The 26,411-nt window shown below is 38.0% G+C and carries 26 protein-coding genes; 20 read left to right on the top strand and 6 right to left on the bottom strand.

Annotated elements, in window-relative coordinates; all coding sequences use genetic code 11:
• The first annotated feature begins 49 nt into the window (after window positions 1–49).
• Together EVU92_RS12580 and EVU92_RS12575 are read left to right on the top strand one after the other, a co-directional pair.
• Window positions 50–1,744 carry an NAD-dependent malic enzyme gene (locus EVU92_RS12580; RefSeq protein ID WP_130052291.1) on the top strand — a complete coding sequence of 565 codons (1,695 nt, stop codon included), beginning with the start codon at window positions 50–52 and terminating at the stop codon, window positions 1,742–1,744.
• Window positions 1,745–1,878: 134 nt separating this feature from the next.
• Window positions 1,879–2,595, top strand: a complete 717-nt coding sequence (locus EVU92_RS12575; protein WP_130051512.1) for an SIMPL domain-containing protein — start codon at window positions 1,879–1,881, stop codon at window positions 2,593–2,595.
• 1 nt (window position 2,596) lies between these two features.
• On the opposite strand, the gene EVU92_RS12570 is transcribed toward EVU92_RS12575, so the two are convergent.
• Window positions 2,597–3,949 (bottom strand): DUF2254 domain-containing protein, encoded by a 1,353-nt coding sequence (locus EVU92_RS12570; RefSeq protein WP_130051511.1) that lies wholly within the window; start codon window positions 3,947–3,949, stop codon window positions 2,597–2,599.
• A 119-nt stretch (window positions 3,950–4,068) separates the two neighbouring features.
• On the opposite strand from EVU92_RS12570, the gene EVU92_RS12565 reads away from it, so the two are divergent.
• The 5 genes from EVU92_RS12565 to EVU92_RS12545 all read left to right on the top strand — a co-directional run bounded on the left by EVU92_RS12565 (window position 4,069) and on the right by EVU92_RS12545 (window position 7,138).
• Window positions 4,069–4,443 carry an MAPEG family protein gene (locus tag EVU92_RS12565; RefSeq protein WP_130051510.1) on the top strand — a complete coding sequence of 125 codons (375 nt, stop codon included), beginning with the start codon at window positions 4,069–4,071 and terminating at the stop codon, window positions 4,441–4,443.
• 1 nt (window position 4,444) lies between these two features.
• Entirely contained in the window at window positions 4,445–5,350 is a 906-nt protein-coding gene (locus tag EVU92_RS12560; protein ID WP_130051509.1) for a transporter substrate-binding domain-containing protein, read from the top strand.
• A complete protein-coding gene (locus EVU92_RS12555; RefSeq protein ID WP_130051508.1) occupies window positions 5,347–5,979 on the top strand; it encodes a sulfotransferase in 633 nt (210 codons plus the stop codon). Before EVU92_RS12560 ends, EVU92_RS12555 begins: the two co-directional genes overlap by 4 nt.
• A gap of 45 nt (window positions 5,980–6,024) precedes the next feature.
• Window positions 6,025–6,597 (top strand): tRNA-(ms[2]io[6]A)-hydroxylase, encoded by a 573-nt coding sequence (locus EVU92_RS12550; RefSeq protein ID WP_130051507.1) that lies wholly within the window; start codon window positions 6,025–6,027, stop codon window positions 6,595–6,597.
• Window positions 6,598–6,766: 169 nt separating this feature from the next.
• Window positions 6,767–7,138, top strand: a complete 372-nt coding sequence (locus tag EVU92_RS12545; RefSeq protein WP_130051506.1) for a hypothetical protein — start codon at window positions 6,767–6,769, stop codon at window positions 7,136–7,138.
• On the opposite strand, the gene EVU92_RS12540 is transcribed toward EVU92_RS12545, so the two are convergent.
• Window positions 7,130–7,837 (bottom strand): metallophosphoesterase, encoded by a 708-nt coding sequence (locus tag EVU92_RS12540; RefSeq protein WP_168990018.1) that lies wholly within the window; start codon window positions 7,835–7,837, stop codon window positions 7,130–7,132. The two genes, EVU92_RS12545 and EVU92_RS12540, sit on opposite strands and share 9 nt — an antisense overlap.
• Before the next feature lie 436 nt (window positions 7,838–8,273).
• On the opposite strand from EVU92_RS12540, the gene EVU92_RS12535 reads away from it, so the two are divergent.
• The 11 genes from EVU92_RS12535 (at window position 8,274) to EVU92_RS12490 (ending at window position 18,979) form a co-directional block, all read left to right on the top strand.
• On the top strand, window positions 8,274–9,866 hold the full coding sequence (locus tag EVU92_RS12535) for an ATP-binding cassette domain-containing protein (protein ID WP_130051504.1): 1,593 nt from the start codon (window positions 8,274–8,276) through the stop codon (window positions 9,864–9,866).
• A 59-nt stretch (window positions 9,867–9,925) separates the two neighbouring features.
• Window positions 9,926–10,306 (top strand): hypothetical protein, encoded by a 381-nt coding sequence (locus EVU92_RS12530; protein ID WP_130051503.1) that lies wholly within the window; start codon window positions 9,926–9,928, stop codon window positions 10,304–10,306.
• Entirely contained in the window at window positions 10,278–10,658 is a 381-nt protein-coding gene (locus EVU92_RS12525) for a hypothetical protein (RefSeq protein WP_240701312.1), read from the top strand. Before EVU92_RS12530 ends, EVU92_RS12525 begins: the two co-directional genes overlap by 29 nt.
• Before the next feature lie 28 nt (window positions 10,659–10,686).
• Window positions 10,687–11,229 (top strand): hypothetical protein, encoded by a 543-nt coding sequence (locus EVU92_RS12520; RefSeq protein WP_130051502.1) that lies wholly within the window; start codon window positions 10,687–10,689, stop codon window positions 11,227–11,229.
• Window positions 11,230–11,799: 570 nt separating this feature from the next.
• Entirely contained in the window at window positions 11,800–11,937 is a 138-nt protein-coding gene (locus EVU92_RS21610; protein ID WP_168990016.1) for a hypothetical protein, read from the top strand.
• A gap of 225 nt (window positions 11,938–12,162) precedes the next feature.
• Window positions 12,163–12,750: a hypothetical protein gene (locus EVU92_RS12515; protein WP_205987931.1), complete on the top strand. Its 588-nt coding sequence runs from the start codon at window positions 12,163–12,165 to the stop codon at window positions 12,748–12,750.
• Window positions 12,751–13,446: 696 nt separating this feature from the next.
• Entirely contained in the window at window positions 13,447–13,842 is a 396-nt protein-coding gene (locus EVU92_RS12510; protein ID WP_130051501.1) for a response regulator, read from the top strand.
• Window positions 13,843–13,849: 7 nt separating this feature from the next.
• Window positions 13,850–14,743 carry a MoxR family ATPase gene (locus tag EVU92_RS12505; protein ID WP_130051500.1) on the top strand — a complete coding sequence of 298 codons (894 nt, stop codon included), beginning with the start codon at window positions 13,850–13,852 and terminating at the stop codon, window positions 14,741–14,743.
• Window positions 14,744–14,745: 2 nt separating this feature from the next.
• On the top strand, window positions 14,746–15,705 hold the full coding sequence (locus EVU92_RS12500) for a DUF58 domain-containing protein (RefSeq protein ID WP_130051499.1): 960 nt from the start codon (window positions 14,746–14,748) through the stop codon (window positions 15,703–15,705).
• Between the two features lie 2 nt (window positions 15,706–15,707).
• Window positions 15,708–17,648, top strand: a complete 1,941-nt coding sequence (locus tag EVU92_RS12495; RefSeq protein ID WP_130051498.1) for a DUF3488 and transglutaminase-like domain-containing protein — start codon at window positions 15,708–15,710, stop codon at window positions 17,646–17,648.
• An 8-nt stretch (window positions 17,649–17,656) separates the two neighbouring features.
• A complete protein-coding gene (locus EVU92_RS12490; RefSeq protein WP_130051497.1) occupies window positions 17,657–18,979 on the top strand; it encodes a Na+/H+ antiporter family protein in 1,323 nt (440 codons plus the stop codon).
• Between the two features lie 31 nt (window positions 18,980–19,010).
• Here the strand turns inward: EVU92_RS12490 and EVU92_RS12485 are convergent, their stop codons facing one another.
• Window positions 19,011–20,981, bottom strand: a complete 1,971-nt coding sequence (locus EVU92_RS12485; protein ID WP_168990015.1) for a response regulator — start codon at window positions 20,979–20,981, stop codon at window positions 19,011–19,013.
• A 173-nt stretch (window positions 20,982–21,154) separates the two neighbouring features.
• Between EVU92_RS12485 and yvcK the strand changes: the two genes are divergently transcribed.
• The gene (gene yvcK / locus EVU92_RS12480; RefSeq protein ID WP_130051495.1) at window positions 21,155–22,060 is read left to right on the top strand and encodes a uridine diphosphate-N-acetylglucosamine-binding protein YvcK; all 906 of its coding nucleotides are present in this window, start codon (window positions 21,155–21,157) and stop codon (window positions 22,058–22,060) included.
• On the opposite strand, the gene EVU92_RS12475 is transcribed toward yvcK, so the two are convergent.
• Entirely contained in the window at window positions 22,025–22,357 is a 333-nt protein-coding gene (locus EVU92_RS12475) for an Hpt domain-containing protein (RefSeq protein WP_130051494.1), read from the bottom strand. The genes yvcK and EVU92_RS12475 overlap by 36 nt on opposite strands.
• Window positions 22,358–22,377: 20 nt before the next feature.
• On the opposite strand from EVU92_RS12475, the gene EVU92_RS12470 reads away from it, so the two are divergent.
• Window positions 22,378–23,412 carry a glycosyltransferase family 4 protein gene (locus EVU92_RS12470; RefSeq protein ID WP_105174125.1) on the top strand — a complete coding sequence of 345 codons (1,035 nt, stop codon included), beginning with the start codon at window positions 22,378–22,380 and terminating at the stop codon, window positions 23,410–23,412.
• Here the strand turns inward: EVU92_RS12470 and EVU92_RS12465 are convergent.
• Both EVU92_RS12465 and EVU92_RS12460 read right to left on the bottom strand, forming a co-directional pair.
• Window positions 23,381–24,847, bottom strand: a complete 1,467-nt coding sequence (locus EVU92_RS12465; protein ID WP_130051493.1) for a sigma-54 dependent transcriptional regulator — start codon at window positions 24,845–24,847, stop codon at window positions 23,381–23,383. The genes EVU92_RS12470 and EVU92_RS12465 overlap by 32 nt on opposite strands.
• 103 nt (window positions 24,848–24,950) lie before the next feature.
• A complete protein-coding gene (locus tag EVU92_RS12460; RefSeq protein ID WP_130051492.1) occupies window positions 24,951–26,408 on the bottom strand; it encodes a SpoIIE family protein phosphatase in 1,458 nt (485 codons plus the stop codon).
• Window positions 26,409–26,411: the final 3 nt, after the last annotated feature.

Genomic DNA, 26,411 nt, shown 5'->3' with positions numbered 1-26,411 from the left:
AAGAGTAATAATGTCAGATCATAATTATGACGCATCAAAGCTTGGAAATATGACTACAAATACCGATCCAAATTATCTTTATATTCCTTATTCAGGCCCTGGTCTGATCGAAACGCCACTATTAAATAAAGGCAGTGCTTTTTCACAAAAAGAAAGGGAAAATTTCAACTTAGCCGGTTTACTGCCACCGCGTTATGAAACGATCGAAGAACAAGTTGAGCGTTGTTACCAGCAGTATTCAAGCTTTAGCGATAATTTAAACAAGCACATTTACCTTCGTGCTATTCAAGATAACAACGAAACACTTTACTACCGTTTAGTGCGTGATCATCTTGAAGAAATGATGCCAATTATCTATACACCAACAGTAGGTGATGCCTGTGAAAAGTTCTCAGACATTTACCGCAGTGCCCGTGGTCTATTTATCTCTTACGAAGATCGTTTCCAAATTGATGATATTTTACGTAACGCCACTAAAGGCAAAGTAAAAGTTATCGTTGTAACTGACGGTGAGCGTATTCTTGGTCTAGGTGACCAAGGTATAGGTGGTATGGGTATTCCAATCGGTAAATTATCACTATACACAGCGTGTGGTGGTATTAGCCCAGCTTACACGTTACCAGTAATGATTGATGTTGGTACGAATAATGAAAAACTGCTTAACGACCCTATGTACATGGGTGCTCGTCATAAACGTATTTCGCAAGAAGAGTATGACGAATTCTTAGATCTATTCATCAAAGCTGTTAAACGTCGTTGGCCAAGTGTGTTACTTCAGTTCGAAGACTTTGCACAACCAAATGCAATGCCATTATTAAAACGCTACCGTGATGAAATCTGCAGCTTTAACGATGACATTCAAGGTACTGCTGCAGTAACAGTAGGTTCTTTACTGGCTGCATGTCGTGTTAAAGGCTCGAAACTTTCAGAGCAAAAAGTCGTGTTTGTCGGAGCAGGTTCTGCTGGCTGTGGTATTGCTGAGCAAATTATCAGTACTATGGTTGCTGAAGGTATCAGTGATGAGCAAGCTCGTTCTCAAATCTTCATGGTTGACCGTTTTGGTTTACTTACTGAAGGCATGGAAGGCTTACGTGACTTCCAACAAGCCCTTTGCCAATCTAAAGACGGTTTGAGCGAGTGGACATACAGTGGTGAGTACGCATCTTTATTAGATGTAATGCACTGTGCGCAACCAGACATCCTAATTGGTGTATCTGGCCAACCTGGTTTGTTCACAGAACAAGTTATTCGTGCAATGCACGCATCTTGCCCACAACCGATTATCTTCCCGTTAAGTAATCCGTCTAAGCAAGTTGAAGCACTTCCTTCAGACGTAATTGAGTGGACAGACGGTCAAGCGATTGTTGCCTCTGGTAGCCCATTTGATCCGGTTGAGTATAACGGCCAAACTTTCCCAATCCCGCAATGTAACAACAGCTACATTTTCCCGGGTATTGGTTTAGGTGTTATTGCTGCTAAAGCAACACGAATTACAGATGCGATGCTGATTGTATCAAGTGAAACTCTGGCAGAGTCTTCGCCACGTGCTAACACAGGTAAAGGTAGCTTATTACCAGCACTTACTGAAATCCAATCATTAAGTAAACGTATTGCGTTTGCGGTAGCTAAAAAAGCCATGGAAGAAGGTGTGGCACTTGAGCTGAGCGATGAAGCGCTATGGGCTGCAATTGAGAAAAACTATTGGCTTCCAGAGTACCGTAACTATAAGCGTCGTAGTATCTAAGCTATAACACGTTGAGTTATTGAAAAAACAGGCTTTAATGCCTGTTTTTTTATATTGTTTTAAAAGGCCTTGTTCATATTCAATTAACTCTTTAAGGTGATAATGAACGGAGTTAATAATTAAGGAACAGTATTATGCGTAAGTTAATTTTCACCGCGATGGCCACCGCGCTAAGCTTTAATGCGTTAGCACAAGCTACACCTGATGCACCGCATATTTACATTCAAGGCAACGCAACTATCAAAGCTATCCCTGATAACGTTAAACTAACAGTGGGTATTGTTGAAGTAGATAAAGATTTAATTGCCGCTAAAAACAAAGCCGATGCAACCATGGCAAAAGCTATTAAGCTTGCTAAAAGCCAAGGTGTGAATGAAAAGGGCATTTATGCGTCTAATATCTCTATACACCGCCAAACAGAATACAACCGTGAAACAGGCAAGCAAAACTTTGTCGGCTATAGAGTAACGCGCAGTCTATCTGTGACTTTAACTGATATTAAAAAGTACCCGATTATGCTTCAGCAATTGGTGAACGCGGGCATAAATGAAATTAATCAAACACAGTTTATATCTAGCCGTTATGAAGAGTTACAAAAGCAAGCTCAAAAACTGGCAATTAAAGATGCGCGTGATGCCGCAAAAGAGTTTGCCAGTGATTACGGGGTAGAGCTTAAAGGTCTTTATACCGCTTCTAATAGCCCACTAGAAACAGGAAACCAGCCTTATATGCGTGCAAGTAAAATGGTTATGGCTGAAGCTGCACCAGATAACTATGTACCTGATGCATACAACGGTGGCGAGCTTACGATCACAGCTAGTAGCTATGCCGTTTACCTAATAGAAAATTAGTCTATTGATTGCTGGTGAAGCTTGCCAGCAATTTTTCACCTTGTTGCTCTGAAATACGGGCTATGGCTTTAAGCATATTAGTAATTTGTTCTCGGTCATACTCATTACTAATATGCGTATCGATATCTTCAATAATCGCCCCTAAATAAACAAACAAACTATCTGTTGCTTTTTCGTTATCAGATGCTCTAAACAATATATTTTTAAAAGCTTCAAGTACGTTAACCATGACATAGGCGTCATTTTTTGCGTAGTTACGAATAGGCGTAAAGTTATCGTGCAGTAGCTCATCGAATGATGTTTCGTGTATATAAAGGTGTGGTTGATTGTTCTCGCATCGTTTAAGCGAGTAATTAACATCATAAATATCTAAACGTAAAATCAATAAGATACTCAGCATATCAATGGCTTTTACCGCAGTGCCAGGATCATTAATCCCCGGACTCATGGCTTTTACTGCAATTTCTGAGATTTGTGTCATACCGTAGCGGTAATGGTCGCTGATATACTCTTCGATATAAAAGATAAAACAGTTTAGTAGTTGCTCTACAAGCTCTGGGTTGTCAGATAAGTCAGTATCACATTTTAAAAACGGATAACCTTTAACCGTAAAGAAGCCTTGCTTAACCGAGATATAAATTTTTATACCGTGCTGTTGGCACAATGCGCATAATTTATCGCTATGTGCGCCTTTAAAGTAGCCTTCTGTTTTACTTTTTATGCTATGCCAGTCATCAAAGTCAGGAAAATGCTCAACTGGGTTTTCTTGTTGCATATTAATAATGCATTTAAGCTCGCCTTTGGTATTTTTAAATAGATCGTTTAACACATTATCGACCTGAATCGCTTTAGAAATTGAGTGAATGAAAAACACAAAAAATCCCAGCGAAATCAAACCAAAAACCAAAGAAAAGAAGATACCCAAAGATGGAATTCCCATATCTCCATCGCCAATGGTACGTATGTTTATCAACATTAATATAGTGTAGATAATACTACCAAGATAAAAGCCAAGCACTAATTGGTGCGATTTACGGGTAATTAGTCCAGGTAATACTCGAGGAGAAAGGCTAGCACTGGCGCTGTTTAGCACTACCATAACCATAGAAAAGCTAAAAACCGTTAACGAGATAATGCTTCCTGCAAGCGTACTGAGGATAGTTCGGGCGTTTTCTTCGCTGTCGACCAACAACACGCCAATCAGCTTTTTAAACTCCATTGATAGTGAAGAGTACTCTACTGCAATGCTAATTAATCCGAAAATCAAAAACATGACAGAGAGCATTGAAGGGTAAAAACCGATACTACTTACCATTTCACGGTAATTATCGGCAATTTTTCTTGGCGTAAACATGCACTTCCTTAAGAACTGTTAGACATTAAATATCATACTGAGCTAACCTAACTACTTACTTAACAGCCTAGCAATAAACAGTGCTAAGCGTCTAACTTTAAATAAAAATTGGAAAAACTGTGATTGTTTCAACTTTTGCTGCCATTTTGGCCATTTTATACATCCAACTTAGCTTTCGTGTAATTAAACTTCGTAAAGCAAAACGTATTTCACTAGGCGATGGTGGTGATGCAAGCCTACAAGCAGCTATACGTACCCATGCTAATTTTATTGAATATGTGCCATTTTCATTGATTCTGCTATTTTTATTAGAGTATCAGGGTCTTCCTAGCCATTTCTGCTATATTTTAGGTTCAATGCTTGTTGCAGGCCGTTTTTGTCATAGTTATGCACTCGTTGATAATATAATGAAATTACGAGCGTTAGGAATGATACTCACCTTCTTAACTATTTTGATCAGTGCAGTGATGTTATTAGTTACACAGGTATTCTAATATGCAGAAAGTTGTTTTTACTCTTACCTTACTGTTTTTAAAAAATATTTGTTCGGCAAATGTAAAAACAATCAATGCAAAAAAAGCGGTTGCTATTCCACCTGAAACTCTTAGGGTAATTTACCCTAAGACTTTGCCAAACCTTGATGAAAAATTACTTTATCCTCTTATATTGCTTCGTACCGCACTTGAGAGAAGTGGTTATAATTTTACTTTAACACCGTCACCAAGACTATTAGGACAAAACAGAGTTCTTAGAGAAATAGCAACTGGAACTGGTATTAATGTGTATTGGAGTATGACCAATACTGAACGTGAAAAAATGTTATTGCCATTGAGAATTCCTATTTTTAAAGGACTGTTCGGGTGGCGTTTAATGTTTACAACTAAAAGGCAATTACCTTATCTAAGCCAAATCAAGACATACGACGATCTAAAAAATATTATATTTATACAAGGCCAGCACTGGCCTGACACAGATATTTTAAAAGGCAACAATTTAACTGTGGCTACTTCTCAAGATTTTGAGTCATTATTCGTTATGCTTGATAAAGGAAGAGGGCAGTTATTTCCTCGCTCTATACTCGAAATAGAGGAGGAAAAGGCTAATTTCGAGAAAAAAATCGACTTGGTTGTTCTTCCGCAACTAATGCTTAAATATAAAAGCCCTATTTATTTCTTTTTTAACAAAGATAAGCCTGAAATTGCAAAAGCGGTGAATGAGGGTTTAAAAGTTATGCGTAAAAACGGTGAATTTGACGAGCTATTCTTTAAATATAATCGTGATTTCATTAAAAATGCCCACGTTCATGACAAGATTATTATAGAATTGAACAATAACGAATTACCAAGGTTAACCCCAGTAGAAGATAAGTCGCTGTGGTTATCTATTGATAAGGTGCCATGAGCTCAAAAATTTTTATAATCGGTTTACCACGAACCGGCACAACCAGTATATGTAACAGCTTTTTAGAACTCGGCTATAAAACCTCGCACACAGCCTATACCCAACAAGCAATTACCAACGCAGACGTTATTGCCGACACCCCTGTATTTAGTGAATATGTTTTACTTGATAAACACTTTGCAAACAGCCGCTTTATAAATCTTGAGCGCGACTTAGCTAAATGGCTACCATCAATCAGGCAGCTATTAACACGTATGCACACTAATTTAATGCGCCCAGACGGTGGCTTTAATATTCACTTAAAACGCTGTTATCTTGATGTGTTTGGCCACTATAGTTTGGCAGATTTAGAATCTGATGAGTATTTAACAGCCTGTTATCAGCGCCATCAACAGCAAATAGCAGATTACTTTAAAGGCTGTGAACATCAATTACTAACACTTAATGTTGCTGACCCTAATAGCCCGCAACTATTGCAGCAGTTTTTAAGCACGGAACAACCAATCAGCTTTAAACAGCTTAATATTGGGGGCAAGGTCACAGCTTGGAATGACATAAAACACCCAGATAAAGTGTCATCAACCCGAAGTGGTAAAATTGATAAATCTCTTGGTTATAATCATAAGTAAAATACGCTAGAATCGCCGCCATTATAAGTTAAGTTGTTCCTTATTATGTTTGAATTAAAATACCACACGCCATTTGAATGGACAGAAGGAGTCTTGGCTGACTTCAATACCTTTTTACAAGATCATGCTGCAGCAGAAAAAAAAGCCTCTGGTATGGCTATGTCTATGCTTTCACACTACCCAGATCGTCGTAAGCTCGTTAAAGCTATGACTGATTTAGCGTTAGAAGAAATGATTCATTTTAAACAAGTTTTAAAATTACTAATGGAACGTGATGTTTCCCTTGGTAATGATCAAAAAGATCCTTACATCAAACAAATTCGCGCGGTTTTCAGAAATGGTCGTGATGAATTTTTAATGGACCGCTTATTAGTGGCTGGTGTAATAGAAGCTCGCGGACATGAGCGTTTTTCGCTTGTCGCTGAAGCCTTACCAGCAGGTAAAGAAAAAGAGTTTTATGTCGCGATTGCTAAATCAGAAGAAAAACATAAAAACTTATTCGTTGAACTTGCCTACGAGTATTTCGATAAGCAAGAAGTTGATGCTCGCCTAGAAGAAATTTTGATAGCAGAAGCTGAAATCTGTAAAAATATACCGTTTACAGCGGCACTTCACTAGTAGTGATGTTAATGTATTAGGCTAGTTTGCCTAATACATTAAACAACATTTAAAACAAGAATTAAGTATCTTGAAAATAGTTTTACCAATCCTAATTAATTAAATAAACAGCATACATTCATCTTCATCACCTATAGTTAGGTTAGTACCTAATTTTGAGGAATAGAGCATGAAATGGATGATGACTCTTACGACGTTGTCGTTAATAGGGATTGTAATCACCGGTAATTCAATTTATACAGAAGTGAAACTCTTTCGTTCGAATGACAAGCCATCCGAAATAACAGCAAGTATGTATCGTTCGTTAATTTGGCATAGCGATATCTATAAAGAAGAGCAATTTTTAAATACGGCACGAAGCTACTTCAGCGATGGTATAATTGATACCCGTGAATACAGTAAATTAACTAGCTTAGCGAATAAAGTTGCTGGCCCAATTATTTACATTCAAGAAAACGATGAGCAGCTGTGGCATGCACGGCTCACCTATAAAAAATACCTTGATGATCAAACTGTCGAACGACTGGCAAGCTTACATTGATGAAAACTGGTTTATCAGTGTTTTAAGCTCAACTATAGTAGGCTTACCACTGAGGTAATTTGTGTCAAGATGATAGCTATTACCTAGCCAATAAGGCTCTTTAGTGGTGTTATGACCGTGCACTGAAAAATCGATACTTGGGTTTATTACTGGCTTCTTTGCTTTGGTTAAAGCTCTATCCCAAAGTAGTAAACTAATTGCTTTTTCTTTATCTTTTGTTGGATTATTCCAATCCCAATCAGCGCACGTGGTATGCGAGAGGCCGATTTTTATACCAGCGTATTCAACAAAATAAGAAAGAGGGCACTTTAGAAGTTGCTGAAAGACAAATTTAAGCTCTTCATCGGTTGCTTGGGTGTGCCAATGGCCGCCATTTTCAACCCATAAGCGATAATAATCTTCATTATTTGCTAATAATGATTCAAGTAGCATGTGCTCGTGGTTACCTAAACACATGTTTACACCCAACTCTTTAAAACGTCTTAATAAAGCCATGCTGTTATCACCCCGGTCTATTACATCGCCGAGTGAAAAAAGAATATCCGTGCTTGGATTAAAATTGACAGAGCAGAGCGCCTGTTCAAATTTAGCTAAATCTGCATCTAAATCGCCAATGACAAAAACACGCTTATGTTCAGCAATTTGCAGCTTAACTTGAATAGGGTTTTGTGAGGCATGCTGGCTTTCAACTAAATTCAAAATAGATTCCTTTAAATGTTCAGTGGCTTAAGAGTAACATAACTCGTTGCCATTTAGGCAGTGGATGGTTATTATGAGAGCTCATTTTTAGGAGTAGCCGCCAACATGAACATCTAAACCTGTTATCCAATTTCAATTTATCTTTTTGGACCAACAGGGTTAGTAGGCGTTGCTCACTATCACTTACATTATTATATTCCTTCTCGTGTGATCAAACGCCTAATACCAATTCTCTTAATTAAGTGGTCTATTTTGAGGCAATAAAACATCGTCGATAACAAGGCAATAAAACATCGTCGATAACAAGGCAAAAATTTCGTTATTAAGTTGTTTTTAATGCGATATTTTTAACGAAGGTAGCGGCAGGTTTTATCCCTCAAAATGATTAAGTATTATTGTGGATTGGTATCACTGCCCCTGTAATACAGGAGGCACTATGCCACAACTTCAAGCTTTCAATTTATGTTATCAACATGGCAATGGCGATGTTGTATTTAACGACCTTTCATTTTCTCTCACTGCAAAAGTTACTGCGTTAGTTGGCAGGAACGGCTGCGGTAAATCTATATTAGCGTCAATACTTGCTAAGCAAAAAAAGCCAAGCTCTGGCACGGTTGTTTGTAATTCAACCCTTGGCTTTTATGAGCAAATGGACGATGTAAATCAGGCTGATAATCTAACAATTGCAGAGGCTATTGGCTTAGAGTCTATGTTTAATGCCCTTGAAGCGATAAACCAAGGGCAAGTTACAGAGCAAAATTTAACTTTGCTAGAAGACAATTGGGACTTACCAGAGCGCTTTAAGGCAGAGCTTTTGAGGCTAGGTGTTAAAAGCACTGATACTGAAATTTTGAGTGACTGTAAAGCAAGCAAATATTTAAGCGGCGGCCAGTTTAGTCAATTAAAGCTCTGGGCGTTATTTAACTTCTTTAATCACGATATTTTAATACTCGATGAACCTTCAAACCACCTAGATGCACACGGTAAGCGCTGGCTTATAGAGCAAATTAACAAATTCAAAGGACAAATATTACTGATTAGTCACGACCAAGAATTATTAGAACAAGCACATGAAATATGGGAACTTACAACCCTTGGTTTAACACAATATGGTACGTGTTTTTCACAATACCAAAGTCAAAAGCAGAAGCAAGTTGCTGCGCTTGCAAACAAATTAAACCACGTTGTTAAACAGCAAACAATACTCAAAGCAGCAGAGCAATTACAACAGCAAAAAACACTTAAGCGAGCAGCTCAGGGAGCAGCACTTAGAAAGTCTGGTAGCCAACCTAAAGTGTTAATGGATGCGAAAAAAGATAAAGCCAGTGCAAATTTATCTTCGCAAAGTAAAAATACCGCTAAGCGAGAAGGTATGCTAAATAGCAATAAACAAAAATTTTTAAGTCAGCTTGAACAAGTGAAAGCCCAACAATTTTATTTATCGCAAAAAGATGAGGCTAAGCATCACAAAGTACTCAGCCTGGATAATGTAGTATTAGCATATGGTGCCCAAAAGTCGCTAACTTTTCAGGTGTACAGTGATGATAAAGTTCATTTAGCTGGCGCTAATGGCGCCGGAAAATCAACCTTACTTAAAACTCTTATAGGAGAGATACCAGCTAAAGTAGGGGAGTTATATTGCAACCAAGCTCTTTATTATTTAGACCAACATTTTACACTCATAAACAACGAGCTAACCATGCTTGAAAATCTCATGACTTACTGTAAAGATTTAAGCCAGAGCACCGCGCGAACTTTACTTGCAAGTATTGGCTTTAGAAAGGATGCTGTATTTAAACACGCCGCATTTTTGAGTGGTGGCGAGAAAATGAAACTAGCCATGTGTATTGTTAGTAATATTGAAAGCACTGCATTCTTGTTATTAGACGAGCCTGATAATCACCTAGACTTTGAATCAAAACAGTTATTAGCAAAATCATTACAAGACTTTAAAGGTGGGTTTATAGTAGTAAGCCATGATAAGTATTTCGTAGAAAGTATCGAGTGCAATAAGATAATTGTCATATAAAATATACATTTAAAAATTACCATGCTAGGGTGGTTGTAGGTTTATTACAAGGAATGACAATGAATTTTACAGCCGCTTACCGCATTTTTATTGCTTTATTCATGCTGATTGTAACCGTTGGTTTAGGCATGACGCTCAATGATTTTACCTCTGTAGTCTACGTGTTTGTGCCGTTATTATTGATGCTTGGAGCTTCATTTATACCGTTTTTTAAAGCACGAAAACTACGTTTAGTACTCTTTGTCGCACCTATTGTTATTCTCTACAGCGTAGGTTTTTACCCATGGCTTACTAATTACCAAGAAGTCGCCGTTTCATCATCCACCTCAACCCTCGATTTTATCATCATCCCAGTATGGGCCAGCTTATACGGCGCTGGATTTGTAGTGCTGCATGAAATTGGGCTAAGTGTTGCTAGGGCGTTTAATTGGGGGGAATGAAATAGTTTATAGCCTTCTTAGAGCAAATATTATTTATTTTAAAATAATCTCAGATGAAATAGCCGATGTTACCCGCATTGGTAAAGCACCGCCTAATTGGGGGGAGTTATGCCGTAAAGTTCGTAAGTATGGCGGTAGGCTTTGCGCTATAACACAGCGGCCACAGGAATCAGATAAAACTATTCTCAACCAAGTTGAGTTTACCTGGTGTGGCGCGCTAAAAACGTCAGCCAGTTATAACTATATGGCTAAAGAAATGGATTTATCAGTACAGGAACTTAAATCAATTGTGAATATCGATCGCAAACAAATTCAGTATTGGTTGCGAAAGGGACTGAACAAGCGAAACTAGAAACAATTTATTTTAAAAGGAGGTGAATTTGATTGGTTATTTAGAAAAGTTTTTACTTATCTTAAGTGCTTTCCAGCCTTTGATAACTTTTTTTATCGGTTGTGCAGCGGTGTACATCAGTGTCAAAACTTATAAAAATGCTCGTCTTTCTAGAGAACATGAAGAACTTGTTCAATTAAGTAAAATTAAACGGGACTTATATATAATAATAACAAGATATTTTTCAAATGTATTAACTCATAGATATAATACTTCTTCACTAACTGAGTTAGTTTTTAATTCTGACTTAGATCCTGAAGATATGGAAAATATCTTAGCTTTTATTGAGGAGTTAATAGACTCTGATAATAAAAGAGTTAAGAAATCAGAAGTAATTTATGAAAAAAAGATTAAGTACATAAAAGAAATATCAAATATAAATGATGCATTAGAAGAACTCTATCATTTAGAAGGGTTATTGATACAATCTGATGCGCTCCTGGCCTCGTTACATGAAAAAAATACTTTTTCTGTAAAATTAATGATGAAAACAGAAGCTATTAAAGCCAAATATAGAACTAATGAAGACTAAATAATCAATTATCTCATGAGCTGTATCAGCTATAAGTAAAGCTCATACGGCCTTTTTTATTCCCCTTTACGCTCCAGGCTCCAATCCCGTGCAACTACATTTGGAGCCGCACATGTTTACTAAAAATCGTTTGATCACCGTTGGTATGGCATTAGCCGCTTTTGCTGTTATCAACAAAGTTCGCGCTCTGCGTCCAGTTAAAAACTTAATTAACTAGGAGCCGTCAATGCGCAATATTTCTAAACTTCCAAGTATTACAGGCGTTGAACCTGGTAACACAGTTTCTTTAGACGTTCCCGTTGGCCTGACATACGACAAAATCCACTTCAAATATTCAGGCGCCACAGAAGTCAAATTCTGTGTGTTAAACAGATTGGTAACTACTTAAAAGCCACTCAAAGACTCTAGCCTTGAGCATTATTAAAGGTGTCTTCATTAAACACGAATCGAAAAGGATTTGAATGGTGGAGTTACTTGAGATTTTATGGCTAACTTCCTTAGACCTTAATTAGTTTGACGCTAATTTCCGATTAAAACCGCAATACCGAGTTTTAATTGATGGTTTAGTTGATGCTGAGAATAACTCTAGCAGCGAAGGGGCAGGGTATGACCGCCGATGCAAACTCAATAAACTTACTTTTAATTGTTATTGTTCAAATTGGTGGCGCGTTCGCCACCGTTGCCGCAGTGAAAACAGACATTACTTAGATAAAAAAAGTAATCAAAAAACTCGGTGAAAAATAACGAAACTACAAGATAAATATTGCTATCTGAGACATATTTAAAGTTCGTAAGACCGAGTAAGGCTTATGAAGCCAATGACTAGCTTAAATTAATGGAGAAACTGATAGTTTGAGTAGACTTTGATTTGGAAATAACATTAAGTTAAATTGACAGTTAAATATAAGGAAGAACAGAACACTAAGGATAGTTTTGAATAAATTCATAATTTATCTATTTTTATTGCCACTCGCTATTATCTCATTTGGTGCTTCAGCAAATGCAGGACTACCTATGATTATGCTTGCAGTGCCTGTGTATTCGATCTCTTTGTTACCAATAATTGCTATTGAAGCAATATACCTTCAAAAGAGTTTAGATTTAACCAAAGGACTATCGGTAAAAACAGCATTTGTTTCAAACTTAGTATCTACAATTGTTGGGGTTCCTCTAACTTGGGTAATTCTTGTTTTAATACAAATGCTGACAGGTGGTGGCGGAGCGTATGGCGTGGATACATTTGTCGGCAAAATGTTAGCAGTAACGTGGCAAGCACCTTGGTTAATCCCTTATGAATCTGACTTACATTGGATGATTTTATTTGCAGGGTTATTCCTACTTATTCCATTTTATTTTGTATCATGGTGGTCTGAATTTTTAGTTTCAAAGAAAATGCTTGCAGATACCGGACTCAATAAAAATGACATTAAGACTAAAGTTAGGAATGCAAACCTAATCACATATAGTTTGTTAGCGTTTTGGCCAATTGGCTGGTACGTAGTTGGCTACGTATTAATGTAACTGGGAGTTTTTGAAAGTCTAAAATTAATAAATCATTTTTATATTCAGAAATTGTAAATTCTTACAAAGCAGTTGATCACTCATTTTGATTAATTCATTACCAATGATATTCAGCGTCTAACTTACTTAAATCAAATCGTACAGCTGCCCAATTTGAATTTGTAGGGCATCTAAGTGGCTTTGGTTATAACGAACAGTAAATCATAGTCAATGAACTTAAAGCCATTACGGTTACAGGCAGTGAAAAAATTGCTTTTATATTTTTGGGAAGCCGTACAAGAAAGGCATTTCAAATCTAGGTTTGTAAAAAGTCATCGTTGTAGTCTTATTGGAATGAAGTAAGTTTGGTTGAAAATTTACAAAGTAAAAATGAGCAGTTTATAAAAAACTATAAAACCGTGAAAACCCAAATTAAGCAAAAAAGGGGCTAAAAAACCTTAAAATCTAACGACTAGTGAGGCTGGTTATAAAGATAAATATCTTATTTAACATAATATAAATTATAGGAAGTAACCCAGTGGTATATCCTGGTACCTATTCTCTATATGCGCTAAGTCCAATACTAGACGGTATCGGACATAATGATGGTGTTTTGTCATATTATCTATTTTATTAGTCTGAGTTTCTTGAGCTTACTTATCGCATGACATATATTAAAACTATCAACTTAAGATGTAACGATAAGATGTAAACGATATGGAATTTGTGAAACCGTTAGAACCTATTCTGATAATCGACGATATGCAAGATATTCGCGACTATCTAAATCAAATTTTAACTGGTCTTGGTTTTGACGATATTTTAGAAAGTCGAGATTTTGAATCAGCCAAAACTCTAATTGAAGAAAAGTCACCAAACGTTATCTTTCTTGATATTGAGCTACCTAACACTGACGGTGAGGAAATTCTTGAATATTTGAATGACCGACATCCCCATACTCACGTTGTTATGTGTTCAGGTCATAACAGTCTTGAGAATGTTCAAAACACTTGGGAATTAGGCGCCCGAGGTTTTATTGCTAAACCTTTTAACTCAAAAAAAGTCGACTCTGTTATGAAACGTCTAGAATTGATGGAAACCATAACAAATTAAGTAGTTTATGAATTCGACAATCCAACTCATAATTGATGATCTGTCTACGGTCATTTTTGGTAAACAACAACAAATTAAACTTGCTTTAGCATGCTTATTCAGTAAAGGTCATTTGCTCATTGAGGATTTGCCTGGTATGGGAAAAACCACTTTATCTCATGCACTTGCAGCAGTTCTTGGATTGTCGTATCAACGTATTCAATTCACAAGTGATTTATTACCTTCTGATATTCTTGGTACGAACATTTTTGATGCTAAAGAACATAGTTTTTCTTTTCATCAAGGCCCTGTATTTAGCCAAGTTGTTTTAGGTGATGAAATTAATCGTGCTGGTCCTAAAACACAAAGTGCGCTTTTAGAGGCAATGGAAGAAAAACAAGTTACGGTGGATTCGGTTAAACACGCCCTACCATCACCATTTTTTGTTATTGCAACTCAAAACCCAGTGCACCAATCTGGAACTTATCCGTTACCAGAGTCACAATTAGACCGATTTTTCATGCGTATCAGTTTAGGTTTTCCTGATAAACAAGCCGAGAAAAACCTTATTTTAGGTCTAAACAACCGTAACTATGATGATTTACCTGTTCGCATTAACTCAGAACAACTCGCTGTTATTCAAAAAGAAATTAATACTGTAACAATAAGTCATACGGTTGTTGACTACATACTCGAACTAGTCGCTTTTACTCGCCAAGATAGTCATTTTGTAAACCCATTATCACCAAGAGCAAGTATTGCACTTGCTCGTGCTGCAAAGTCATGGGCGTATATCGAAGGTCGTGATTTTGTTTTGCCTGAAGATGTACAAGCGGTTTTTCCTAGCGTGACTGATCACCGATTGGGGTTAAATTCTGGCGACAGTGGTTATGCACTTAAACATGTGCCTGTAAGCTTGTAAACATGTTAAAGCGCCCTGCTTTTGTTAAACAATTTCGTCAATTAGTTTTTAATAAGTTATTAAAAAACAAACATAAAAAAAACGAAATTGAACTCCAACATAAAACTATTTATGTGCTTCCTTCTAAACTTGGTGGGCAGTTTCTAATAATTGCCCTACTTAACTTTGTGATGGGTATTAACTATCAAAATAACCTTATATTAGCGATGGCTTATTTAATGGTTGTTGTTATGGTATTTGCGATACTAACTGGCTATAAAAATGTCAGAGGTTTATTGGTTAAATATCTCTCAGTGAAAGAAGATTATGCACCCAAAGCGCCCTTAGCACGCTTTGAACTACAAGCAAAATCACGCTGCGAATTAGTAAAACTAATCAATAATAACATCGAATCTGAAGCCGTTTCACTACAAAGCAACGAGAAAAACTCGGTTGAAATAGCACTTAAATGTAGCGAACGTGGTGCTTATGGCTTTGATAGAATAAAAATCATTAGTCATTTCCCTTTTGGCTTAGTGTCGGTTTGGAGCTACATAGAGCCCATAGATACAGTTTATGTTTATCCAAAGCCAATACCCACAGAAAAGCTTGATACACAACTTCATGACAATGACGAACATGATGGCGATAATGCACAAATCAAAGCCGGTAATGATGACTTTTATCAACTCACTTCTTTTGTGCAAGGCACTGCACTTAATAAGGTGTCGTGGAAACACTACGCTAAAACTCAGCAGCTATTAACGAAAGAGTTTACCAGTGATACATCACAGGAATTAGCTCTTAATTACAATACGTTAACAGGAAATAACGAGCATCGATTAAGCCAATTATGTTTTTTAGTAAACCAGTTAACCGATCAACAAATCGCTTTTTCGTTAACTTTACCCAATAAACATATCACAAAAGGTTTAGGGCTAAGTCATCAAGAAACTTGCCTGAAAGCTTTAGCGGAGTTTTAAGCATGAATACCCCGCTTATTAATACCGTTTTATCACTTCTGTTTATTGTTATTAGTGGTTTTTTGTTTACTGAAGTAACTACTCCATTTCTAGCCATATTGGCTGGCCTCAGTTTTTTAAACCTGTTTTTAGGTAAATTTTATAAAAAACTAAATGGATTGTTGGCGAATATTTTGGCAGCAATTTGCTTAGTTGCCTTATTTGTTCTGGTTGGCGTGGGCGATACAGTAAAGCTATTTGTATCCATGATGCTACTTGCTAGTAGCTTTAAATTGCTCCAAGCGAAAACCGTCAAACAGTATCAAACCGTTTGTTTACTGGTGTTTTTTAACCTTTCAACGGTGTATTTATTCCATCAAGGATTGTTTGAAACCTTGGTGGTCAGTGTGCTTTATATTGTGAACTTTGCGGTGCTTGGCTATTTAACTAGCCCACAAAGCTTTAAGGCCGCTAATAAACAAAGTTTTAAAACCATACTACTAGCTTTACCCATAGCGGCATTTTTGATTTTGTTTTTACCGAAAATACCGGCGTTTTGGCAATTACCGGGGCCAAAGCTTGCGAAAACGGGTTTATCAGAGCAAGTTAACCCCTTTTCTATTGCGAAATTAGCTGAGTCAGATGACTTGGTTTTTCGGGTAGAACAACAGCCTGGGCAAGCCTTACAGGCCCCCTATTACTGGCGCAGCCTTATTCATGATGAGTTTAATGGCAGTGAATGGTTAATATCGGACATTTTGAAATCTCAACAATTTAATCAAATTCGCCGTACAATTACTCAAAGTAATAGCGTAAATTATCAGATTATTGCAGAGCCTTCATCTTCAAATTGGCTATTTGCACTTGGCTTTGCACAAAGTGCTAATTCAGATGTGCACTCAACCTACAATGGTTTGTTAAAGCGTAAAGGTAACTTAAACAAAAATATTAAATATGCGGTAACGAGCAGTCAGGCTTCGATGAACCTTAGTGACTTTGAAAAACGCTTATATACCCGCTTACCTAACACAACAAACCCACAAACGATGGCACTCGCAAAAAAGCTTGCAGCTACGCATAATAATGCTCAAAGTTACTTTAATGCACTACTTAATTATTTTAATCAGCAACAGTTTGCTTATACATTAACACCTACGCCTATGTATGGTGATAATACACTAGACCAGTTTGTATTTGATACCAAACGGGGCTTTTGTGGGCACTATGCGAGCACCGCTGCATTTATGTTTCGTGTTGCCGGTTACCCTGCCCGTGTTGTGTCAGGTTATTTAGGTGGAGAACAAACTAAAGCCGCTACGCTTAACATTTACCAATATGATGCCCATGCATGGGTTGAAGTGTTCTTTGATGAAAAATGGCATATTTTTGATGCTACCGCTGTTGTTGCTCCTGAACGTTTAAACGGTTCGTTATCACAACTGGGAGATTTAAACGAAAGCTTTAACGACAATCTTAACTTTGGTCTAAAACGTTGGAGTCATTTTAAAGCAATAAACTGGCTTCGAATTCACCTTGAAGAGCTCGACTATAAATGGACTAACTGGGTGCTTACGTTTGACCAAGAATCTCAGCAAAGTTTGTTTGATTCACTGTTTGGTAATAAGTCTGCATGGCTAACACCATTAATTGTATTAGGTACGTTATTACTGATCTTTACTGGTTATTTCTTATATAACAAACGCCCTATTCGAAGTAGTGAACCGTTGGTTGATGACATCACTAAGCTTTATCAGTGGGCAAAAAAGCAAGGTATAGAGCCTCTAGACACTAACACGCCACTACAAAATATTGCTTTAATTAAACAGCAAAAGCCTAGATCAGAGGCATACCTAAGCGAGTTTGAGCAAATAATCATCGAAGTACGTTATCAACAGCATTCATATAACCAAAACCGCAAAAACCGCGTGCGAGTTCTGTTAAACTCTCTCAAAACAGCCAAATAGAGAACAATATGAATGCAGTAATTGTCGGCGTTATGTTGATGCTGATCCTGACACTTTGTCGAATTAATGTCATTGTGGCGATGACGCTAAGCGCAATTGTTGCGGGTTTGACCGCAGGCCTTGGTTTATCTCAAACCGTTAATGCATTTAATGATGGTTTATCGGGTGGCGCTGAAATAGCACTGAGCTATGCGATGTTAGGTGCGTTTGCAGTCGCAATCTCGAAGTCGGGTTTAACACGCATTTTAGCGTCTAAGTTACTAAAGCAAGTAAACGAAAACAGCCATAAAGGCGAAACTACACTTAGTTATCTTATATTAAGTATCATTTTACTATGCGCAATTTCATCACAAAATTTGATACCCGTACATATTGCTTTTATACCCATTCTAATTCCGCCATTACTTGTGGTGTTTAACAAGTTACGCCTTGATAGACGTGCCATTGCGTGTATTTTAACCTTCGGCTTAGCTACCTCTTATATGGTGCTACCTTATGGTTTTGGTGGCATTTACCTATATTCGATACTACACAAAAACCTCACTGAAAATGGCTTAGTAATTGTGAATACACAAGTACCGATGGCAATGATCATTCCAGCTATTGGAATGTTGTTTGGTTTATTCGTTGCGGTGTTTATTAGCTATCGAAAACGCCGTAGTTACGACTCGCATACTTTAACAGAACAACAAAATGAAGTTGTGATAGAACAACCTAAAAAGGTATTAGTTGTGGGCATAACAGCCGTACTTTGCTCTTTAGTCGCACAAAATATCAGTGATTCAATGATCCTTGGTGGTCTTGTTGGTGTGGCCATATTTACCTTGTTTGGTGTTGTAAAACTTGAACAAAATGGTGATGTTTTTAGTAAAGGCATTGCTATGATGGCGATGATTGGCTTTATTATGATTTCTGCACAGGGCTTTGCTTCAGTTATGCAAGCAACGGGTGATGTAGCCTCATTAGTTAGCTCTGCAGCAGGTATCATTGAAGGTAACAAACCTCTTGCGGCTGCATTGATTTTACTCGTTGGATTACTAATAACCATGGGCATAGGTAGCTCGTTTTCGACGGTGCCAATTATCGCGACTCTATTTGTACCATTATGCATGGAACTAAATTTTTCGGTAATGGCTACAGCTGCACTGGTTGGTACTGCTGGAGCACTAGGTGATGCAGGCTCCCCTGCTTCTGACTCAACACTTGGCCCAACATCCGGTCTAAATGCAGATGGTCAACACGACCATATTTGGGATTCAGTGGTGCCCACTTTCATCCATTTTAATATTCCGCTACTTGTTGCTGGCTGGGTTGCGGCAATGGTGTTGTAAAATAAAGAAGCCCCATTATTTTGGGGCTTCTTTATTGGCTAAACAAAATGCGTAGTGCGCGGTTTAGATCATGAAATCGAATTGGTTTGGTCAGCACTTTGTTCATACCAGCCTCAAGGCAAATGGCTTTATCTTGATGTGATGCATTAGCTGTTAAGGCAACAATGGGTAAAGTCATTTTTAATTCTTCACGCATGTATTTAGTTGCGGTAATACCATCCATCACTGGCATCATCATATCCATAAGAACTAAATCAAAGTGTTGCTGTTGTACCTTATCGATCGCTTGTTGGCCATTATCTGCAAGGGTAACGTGGTGATTGAGCTTTTCTAAAAAGGTTTTGATTAGCACTTGGTTGGTTTTGTTATCTTCTGTAACAAGAATAGCCATTGGTTCAAGAGTTTGCTCATGCTCTATTGATTGCTGATCATCGGCAACAACAGAGTATGGAATATAAATAGTAAACTTAGTGCCTATATTGATTGCACTAGCTACTCTAATCTCGCCTTTCATTAAATCAACAAGGCTTTTGGTAATGCTAAGCCCAAGGCCAATCCCTTCTACTTGTCGATTAACACCATAGTCATGCTGTTTAAAGGCATCGTAAATGCTGGCTATTTGAGATTGAGAGATCCCCTGCCCAGTATCTGCTATCTCAAATAACAAATGGGTATCATTGAAGTCAGCGTTAAAATTAACTGTGCCTACTTTGGTAAACTTGAAGGCATTATCTAAAATATTAAACAGAATTTGCCCGACCCGGACCCCATCAATATTAATTTTGTTGGGTAAGCCATCGCTTATCTCTGTGGTAAACAAGACATTAGAGCCTTGAGTGGTTTCTTGAAACTGTGCAGTAATATTTTTAACTAAGGCATTTATATCTGTCGCTTTGACATCAAGCTCCATCGAGCCACTTTCAATTTTTGAAAAATCCAGTACATCACTGATCAAATCAAGCAATAAGTCAGCGCTTGAGTTTGCGTAATCAAGCCAACGAGTTTGTTTGTCATTAAGTTCTGAATCGGCTAACAACTCCAACATGCCGACAATGGCGTTCATAGGAGTTCTGATCTCATGGGACATCACAGTTAAAAACTGTGACTTTGCTTGGTTTGCTTCTTCTGCTTTTTCTTTTGCTAATTGTAGTGCTTGCTCACGCTCTTTGTTAACCGTGATATCTTTTGCGATGCCTAAATAGCCGCGAAATTTCCCGCTTGAATCAAATTGTGGTTTACCACTCAAAGAGACCCAGGCCGGAGGCGACGAATTAACTTCAAATTCAAAATCTAAAAACTCAGCATGATCTGCCAGCAAGTGTTTAAAGTGTGACCATTTTTTTAACTGATTTTGTTCCTGCTCAGTGATAATGGCATCAAAATTTTTATGTAAAAAATGGCGTTTGTATAAGTTACTATGGCTGGCGGTAGTTAAAACATTAATAAAGTGCTCATCTTTATTAGTACGCCAAAACCATTCGCTGGCGAAGTCTCTGAATAGTTCTGATAACTCTCCAAGTCTTGTTAGTAAAGAGGTTGAGTGAAACTTTTGCCGGTTAAGCCTTGTTTGCGCAGCTAATTGAACCGCTACTTGCTGTAATAAGATTTTGATTGCGGTTTGTGATTTATCATTAAAACTAGCCTGCTCTTTTATATCGAAAAAGACCAAGCACTGCGTTGTGTGTTCAGAGATATCAACATGAAAAATTAGGTTATTTACGAACTCATTACTATAAAACAGTGAGTTATCTTCATTAAATAACCACTGTGACTGCGCTTGTTGTAACTTTGACTTTAATATTGTTTCGTCAAATTCAATGTACTTAATAGTACGCATTTCGAGGGATGCTTTTGAATCTTCGAAGTTGATTAAGCAAAACTCTTTAAACGAAAAATATGGCAGAAGCACTTTTTCAAGTTGAGCTTTTAATGCACGGCTATCATTTATGCCATGAAATGCCGTTAGCTCAAGTTGTAATTGCTCTAAGTTTAACTCTGCCATTGCCATTCCTAGTTAATATTGCATCGCATATTGCAAATATAGAAAACAGTTCTCAGTTTAGCCATAAAAATATCAAAATAAATTATTTAAATTTCATTGTGTTATATAAATCCGAACACTTGGTACGGGCCATGCTTCCTAAATATTAAATAAGCTTAATTAAGGCGAGTGTTATGAAAATAGTATGCATAGGCGGCGGACACGGTTTATCCCATATGTTAAGTGCAATTAGACCTCACTGCGCCGAACTGACAGCTATCGTTGCAACCACAGACAATGGCGGCAGCACAGGTAAATTACGTCAAAGCCAAGATGTAGTTGCCCTTGGTGATATTAGACGCTGTTGTTTGCAATTAGCTGATAGTGACTCATTAATCCATCAAGTTTTTCACCACCGTTTTGATGGTGGTGAACTCAATGGCCACAGCCTAGGTAATTTAGCCTTATTAAGCTTAACCCAACAAACTAACTCAGCAACTCAAGCGGTTGCATGGTTCAATGCTATGTTGGGTAATTCAGAAACGATTCTACCCATGTCAGACGAACCGACTGATTTACTAGCGGTTATGTCATCAGGCATCAAAGTATTTGGTGAATGCGATATTGATTTACAAGAAGAGCTCCCAGACTATTTAACGCTCTCACAAGATGTGAATGCTGCTCCTGGTGTGGTTAAAGCTATTGAAAACGCCGATATGCTAATAATTGGCCCTGGAAGTTTAATTACCAGTGTAATGCCTGCCATGTTAGTTGAAGACATAGCTAAAGCGGTGCAACAAACATCAGCATGCCGATTGTTTATCGAAAATATTGCCAAAGAAGCCAGCGTAATTAAATCGCTCGATATGCAACCGGTTGATTGGCTCGAAGGCATGCTTGGTTACCGGTTTTGTGACATGAGTATCTCTTTAGATGCGCTTAGTGAAATTGTGTCTCACTTTGACGATGTTGTTAAATCGCCAAACCAGCAGCACGACATTGAGCAGCTAAGTAATGTATTTGGCGAAATATTAAAAATGCCGTTAAGCCTAGAAGCTGAGGAACTAGTCAGTAGCAATCAAACTTTGCGCGTGAGTTAGCGTTTGTGCAAATTGGTCTTGCAGTAAGGCTATTAAGCTTTGTAGTTCATCGTCAAATTGTGATGCCTTCGCTTTTTGCTCAATTTGTTCTGCAAGGCCGCCTACGGCTAATGCCCCGTAACTACGGCTACTGCTTTTTAAACTGTGGGCATTTATTTCGATTTCAGACTGTTTCGTTGCGTCAGCAAGATCAGCAACGATTTGGCGGGACTCAGTGATATAAACCTGTAAAAGCTGTTTTGCTAGGTCGTCACCAACATCCTGTTGTAATTGAGCATAGGTCGCTGTATCTATCATGGTCTCACCTTGGAGTGAATATGAAATATAGTGTTATTTTATTTGTAGATTCAAGCTTAATTGGTGGCATCGAAAGCCATTTGATTGCCATGAGTAAGCTATTAGAACGATATAATATTATGAGCTCGGTACTATTTTATCAAGATCATAATAATCGTGAGTTTTATCATCGCTTAGAAAAAGCGAATATCACTTACGGTTTTGCTGGCGGAAATTTAAAAAGCTTGAACGAAATACTAAAAATGTTTCCTCGTTCAGCATTACTACACACCCATGGGTACAAGGCAAGTATCATGGGTAAGTTGGTGTGTCGCTGGCAAAACCGCCCTTGTATTTCCACCTATCACGCTGGTGAAGCTGGTGTGGGCAAAGTGTACTTTTACAATAAGCTTGATAAGCTTCTGAGCTACTTCTCTTTAAACTTTGCCGTATCGAACTCGTTGACCAAAGAGCTCTACAATGCGGAGTTACTTGAAAACTTCATCGCAGTGAAAAAACCTACAAAACTAAGAACACTTCGTAGCAAACAGGAGATTAATATTGGCTTTGTGGGTCGTTTATCTCATGAAAAAGGGCCTGATATTTTCATTGAAGCGGCTAAACATTTTGCATCAACAAACTTGAATTTTCATATGTTTGGCGATGGGCCAATGGTGAATGAACTGGATTTATCAGCGGTCAATTATCATGGTCAATGTGAGCAACAACAAATATGGCAACAACTCGATGTATTGGTGATCTGCTCTCGCGCAGAAGGACTTCCAATGGTGGCATTAGAAGCAATGTCGCATGGGGTGTTAGTGATTGCTGCAGCGGTTGGGCAATTGCCGCATATTATCAATCATTTATCTAACGGATTAATGATGGGCGAAAGCTCGGCTCAGGCACTCCAAAAACAGCTTAAAAACGTTGAAATGCTGAGCACTGAGCAAAAACAATACATGCTTAACAATGCACAAAAATTAATTCAGCAACGCTTTTCAGGTGAACAACAATTTAAACAGCTAGATCGCGTTTATAACACTAGCTTACTTGCATCTCTTCCCAACTTTTGATTTTACGATAAATCGTGGAAGGGCTCACATCTAATAAAGCAGCTGCTTTAGGTATATTGTTATCACAGGCGTCAATTGCTTGTTCGATGTAGCGCTTTTCGACTATCCAAAGTGGTTCTATGTCTGCTTGAGAAAAACCAACTTGTGAAGACACATAGGATGTATTGTTAACACTCGTAGCGAGTTCATTGGTCGAAGATGTGACACTTTGCGTAACAGCTTCTGACTGATTGGGCGCAGTAATAGGTGTAGCCGCATGGCTTTGGTTTTGTGCATTTGGCAATGCGGGGATCATACTTGCTTCAATAAACGCTTCATCGTGTAACACAAGGATATTACGAATCGTGTTTTCTAATTGGCGAACATTACCAGGCCAGCCATAACTCAAAAATAAGTTTCTTACTCCTTCAGACATGCCTTTATATGAGCGCCCTTCTTCTTTACTTATTTTTTTGAATAATGCGTCCGCAATTTCAATAACATCTTTACCACGTTGTTTTAATGGCGGTAAAGCAATTGGAATAACATGTAAACGGTAATACAAGTCTTCACGGAAACGCCCTTCTTGCACTTCAAGTAAAGGGTCTCGATTAGTCGCACACACAAAGCGTACATCTACTTTGACTTCTTTTTCGCTTCCCACTTGTTGGTAACAACCAGTTTGAATAAAGCGCAGTAGCTTACTTTGTAAGTTGATGTCCATTTCACATAGTTCATCTAAAAACAAAGTCCCGCCATCAGCTTGGCCAGCTGCCCCTTCACGATTGGCAATAGCACCAGTGAACGCCCCTTTTAAGTGGCCGAATATTTCACTTTCGATTAAATCTTTTGGGATGGCAGCACAGTTAAGGGCTACAAACGGTTTGTTAGCGCGCGGTGACGCTAAATGTACCGCACGGGCGCACAACTCTTTACCCGTTCCACTTTCACCAGTAATAAACACAGTGGCTTTACTCGCCGATGCTGACTTTATGATTTGGTAAACCGATTGCATTTCGGATGAACTGCCGATCAGGTCGTAATATTTACCGTTCTCGTAGGTTGTTTGATAGCTTTTAACTGTTTGTTTTAAATCTTTGAGCTTTAATGCGTTGTTTACTGTGATGCGAAAACGATCTGCTTCGATCGGTTTTTCTAAAAAGTCACTGGCACCTAGTTTAATCGCTTTAATGGCCATTTCTTTGGTTGCATGCCCTGTTAGAACAATCACTTGTGGTGCCGTATCTGGGTCTAAAGACGATAAAATATCAAGCCCATTCATATCAGGCAGCATAACATCTAAAATCACTAAGTCAGGTTCAAACTCGTTTAGTGCGCACATAGCTTGCTCACCATTGTAGGCAATGCGAGTTTCAACCCCTGTTGGGATCAAATATGATTGGTACATCAGCGCAAGCGATTCTGTATCTTCAACAATGAGTATTTTAGGTGGCATTACTGACTTCCTTTATTATCGTTTTATGCTGAGATAAAGTGATTATTTAACAGATCCTTACTAGTAGCTTAGTGTGTATTCAGTGGGTTTGTAAACTCAAACTTTAGTGTTTATTGATCACAATTAATGAGGCATCGTCTATTTCAGCCGATAGTTTTACTTGGCTTGCTTGCCAAAGAGCATAGGCAAACTCCTCACTGTGTAAGTTATCATGCGTTAATTTAGCAATGATTTGGTCAACCTCACTCATCTTCTGATTATCAAGCCAGCCATCGGTAAATAATAAAATCTGCGCAACATCACTTAAGTCATAGCGGTAATGCTGGTATTGATGGTCGTCAGAAAGGCCTAACAAAGGATCAGTTCCGCTAAGTTGAAGCAGCTTTCCTTGTGTTGTTATCACGCAAGGGGCTGGGTGACCTGCGTTAAACCAATGAAGCGTGTTATTTTCGATAAAGCCAATTAATAATGTTACTAGGCTGTTTTTACAAAGCCGCTGTTCATAAAGTGCCTGATTCAGTGTCTTTAAAACATCGGTTAATGGAATTTGAGTCGCTAAACAGCCACTTAAAAATCCTTTTATAGCAAAACTTTCTTTGAGGGCTGTTATACCGTGTCCCATCATATCGCCGATAATAACGGGGGTTTGCTGCTGGTGGGGGTACATACAAAAATCCCCGCCATTTTGACTGATGATTGAGCCAAAATTATACGCATTAAACTCGCCTATTTTTTGTTTGGTTTGCATGCGTTCTTCATTGATTAAATACTTTAGTGCTGAAAAACGATGCACAATCCGCTCAATACTTTGCAGTAAACGTGTTTTGCTAACTGGTTTTACTAAATAATCATCAACACCTAACAGGTTTATACGTTTTATAAGTTCTTCACTGTCATCACCTGTAAGCATCACTACAGATAAATTTGTTTTAAGATTAGATTGATTTAGCTTTTTAAGTAATGGCTCACTGGTACCATTTTTGAGTTTATGATCAAGCAGCAAAATTGTAGCGCCAGAGGTAAGAATTTCTTGCCAGCCTGACTCACTGTCTTCACAGCAAATCACCTGAAAATGTTCAGACAAATAGGCATTAAGCAAGGCAAGCTGGGCTTTATCATCGTCTATGTAGATAAGTGTGGGTCGTTTATCTATATTGGTTAAACAAAATGAAAATATGTTTTGCTGATCGACAATTTTATAGCTGGCATTAGGAAAGTAGTGCTTTATAAGCGCCACCCCCATGCCCCCTTCAACTAACTCGCCACTATCTATTTGCCACTGATTAGGTTGTTGATTAAATAAGTCATAGCTTGGCATGCTGTCTTTAAATTCAATCAATAGTTGTTTGTCTGCAAGTTTATGCATAGAAAACTGCACAAACCTAGCCGTTTCATCACTATGGCGTAACAGATTAGTGAGGTATTCGGTAGCGACTAACCCTGCTGCATCAATATCTTGATTTTTAACACTGATCGCCGTTAAAACATGCTTTAAAATATGGCGAATTTCGCTGACCGTAGGCCAATCTAAATTAAAAGTCTTTTGATATAAGCAGTCCATTCA

Source organism: Pseudoalteromonas sp. MEBiC 03485 (assembly GCF_004195145.1).
Classification (GTDB): Bacteria; Pseudomonadota; Gammaproteobacteria; order Enterobacterales; family Alteromonadaceae; genus Pseudoalteromonas; species Pseudoalteromonas apostichopi.
Note: the sequence above shows the minus strand (reverse complement) of the source record. Positions and strands in the feature narration are given on the sequence as shown.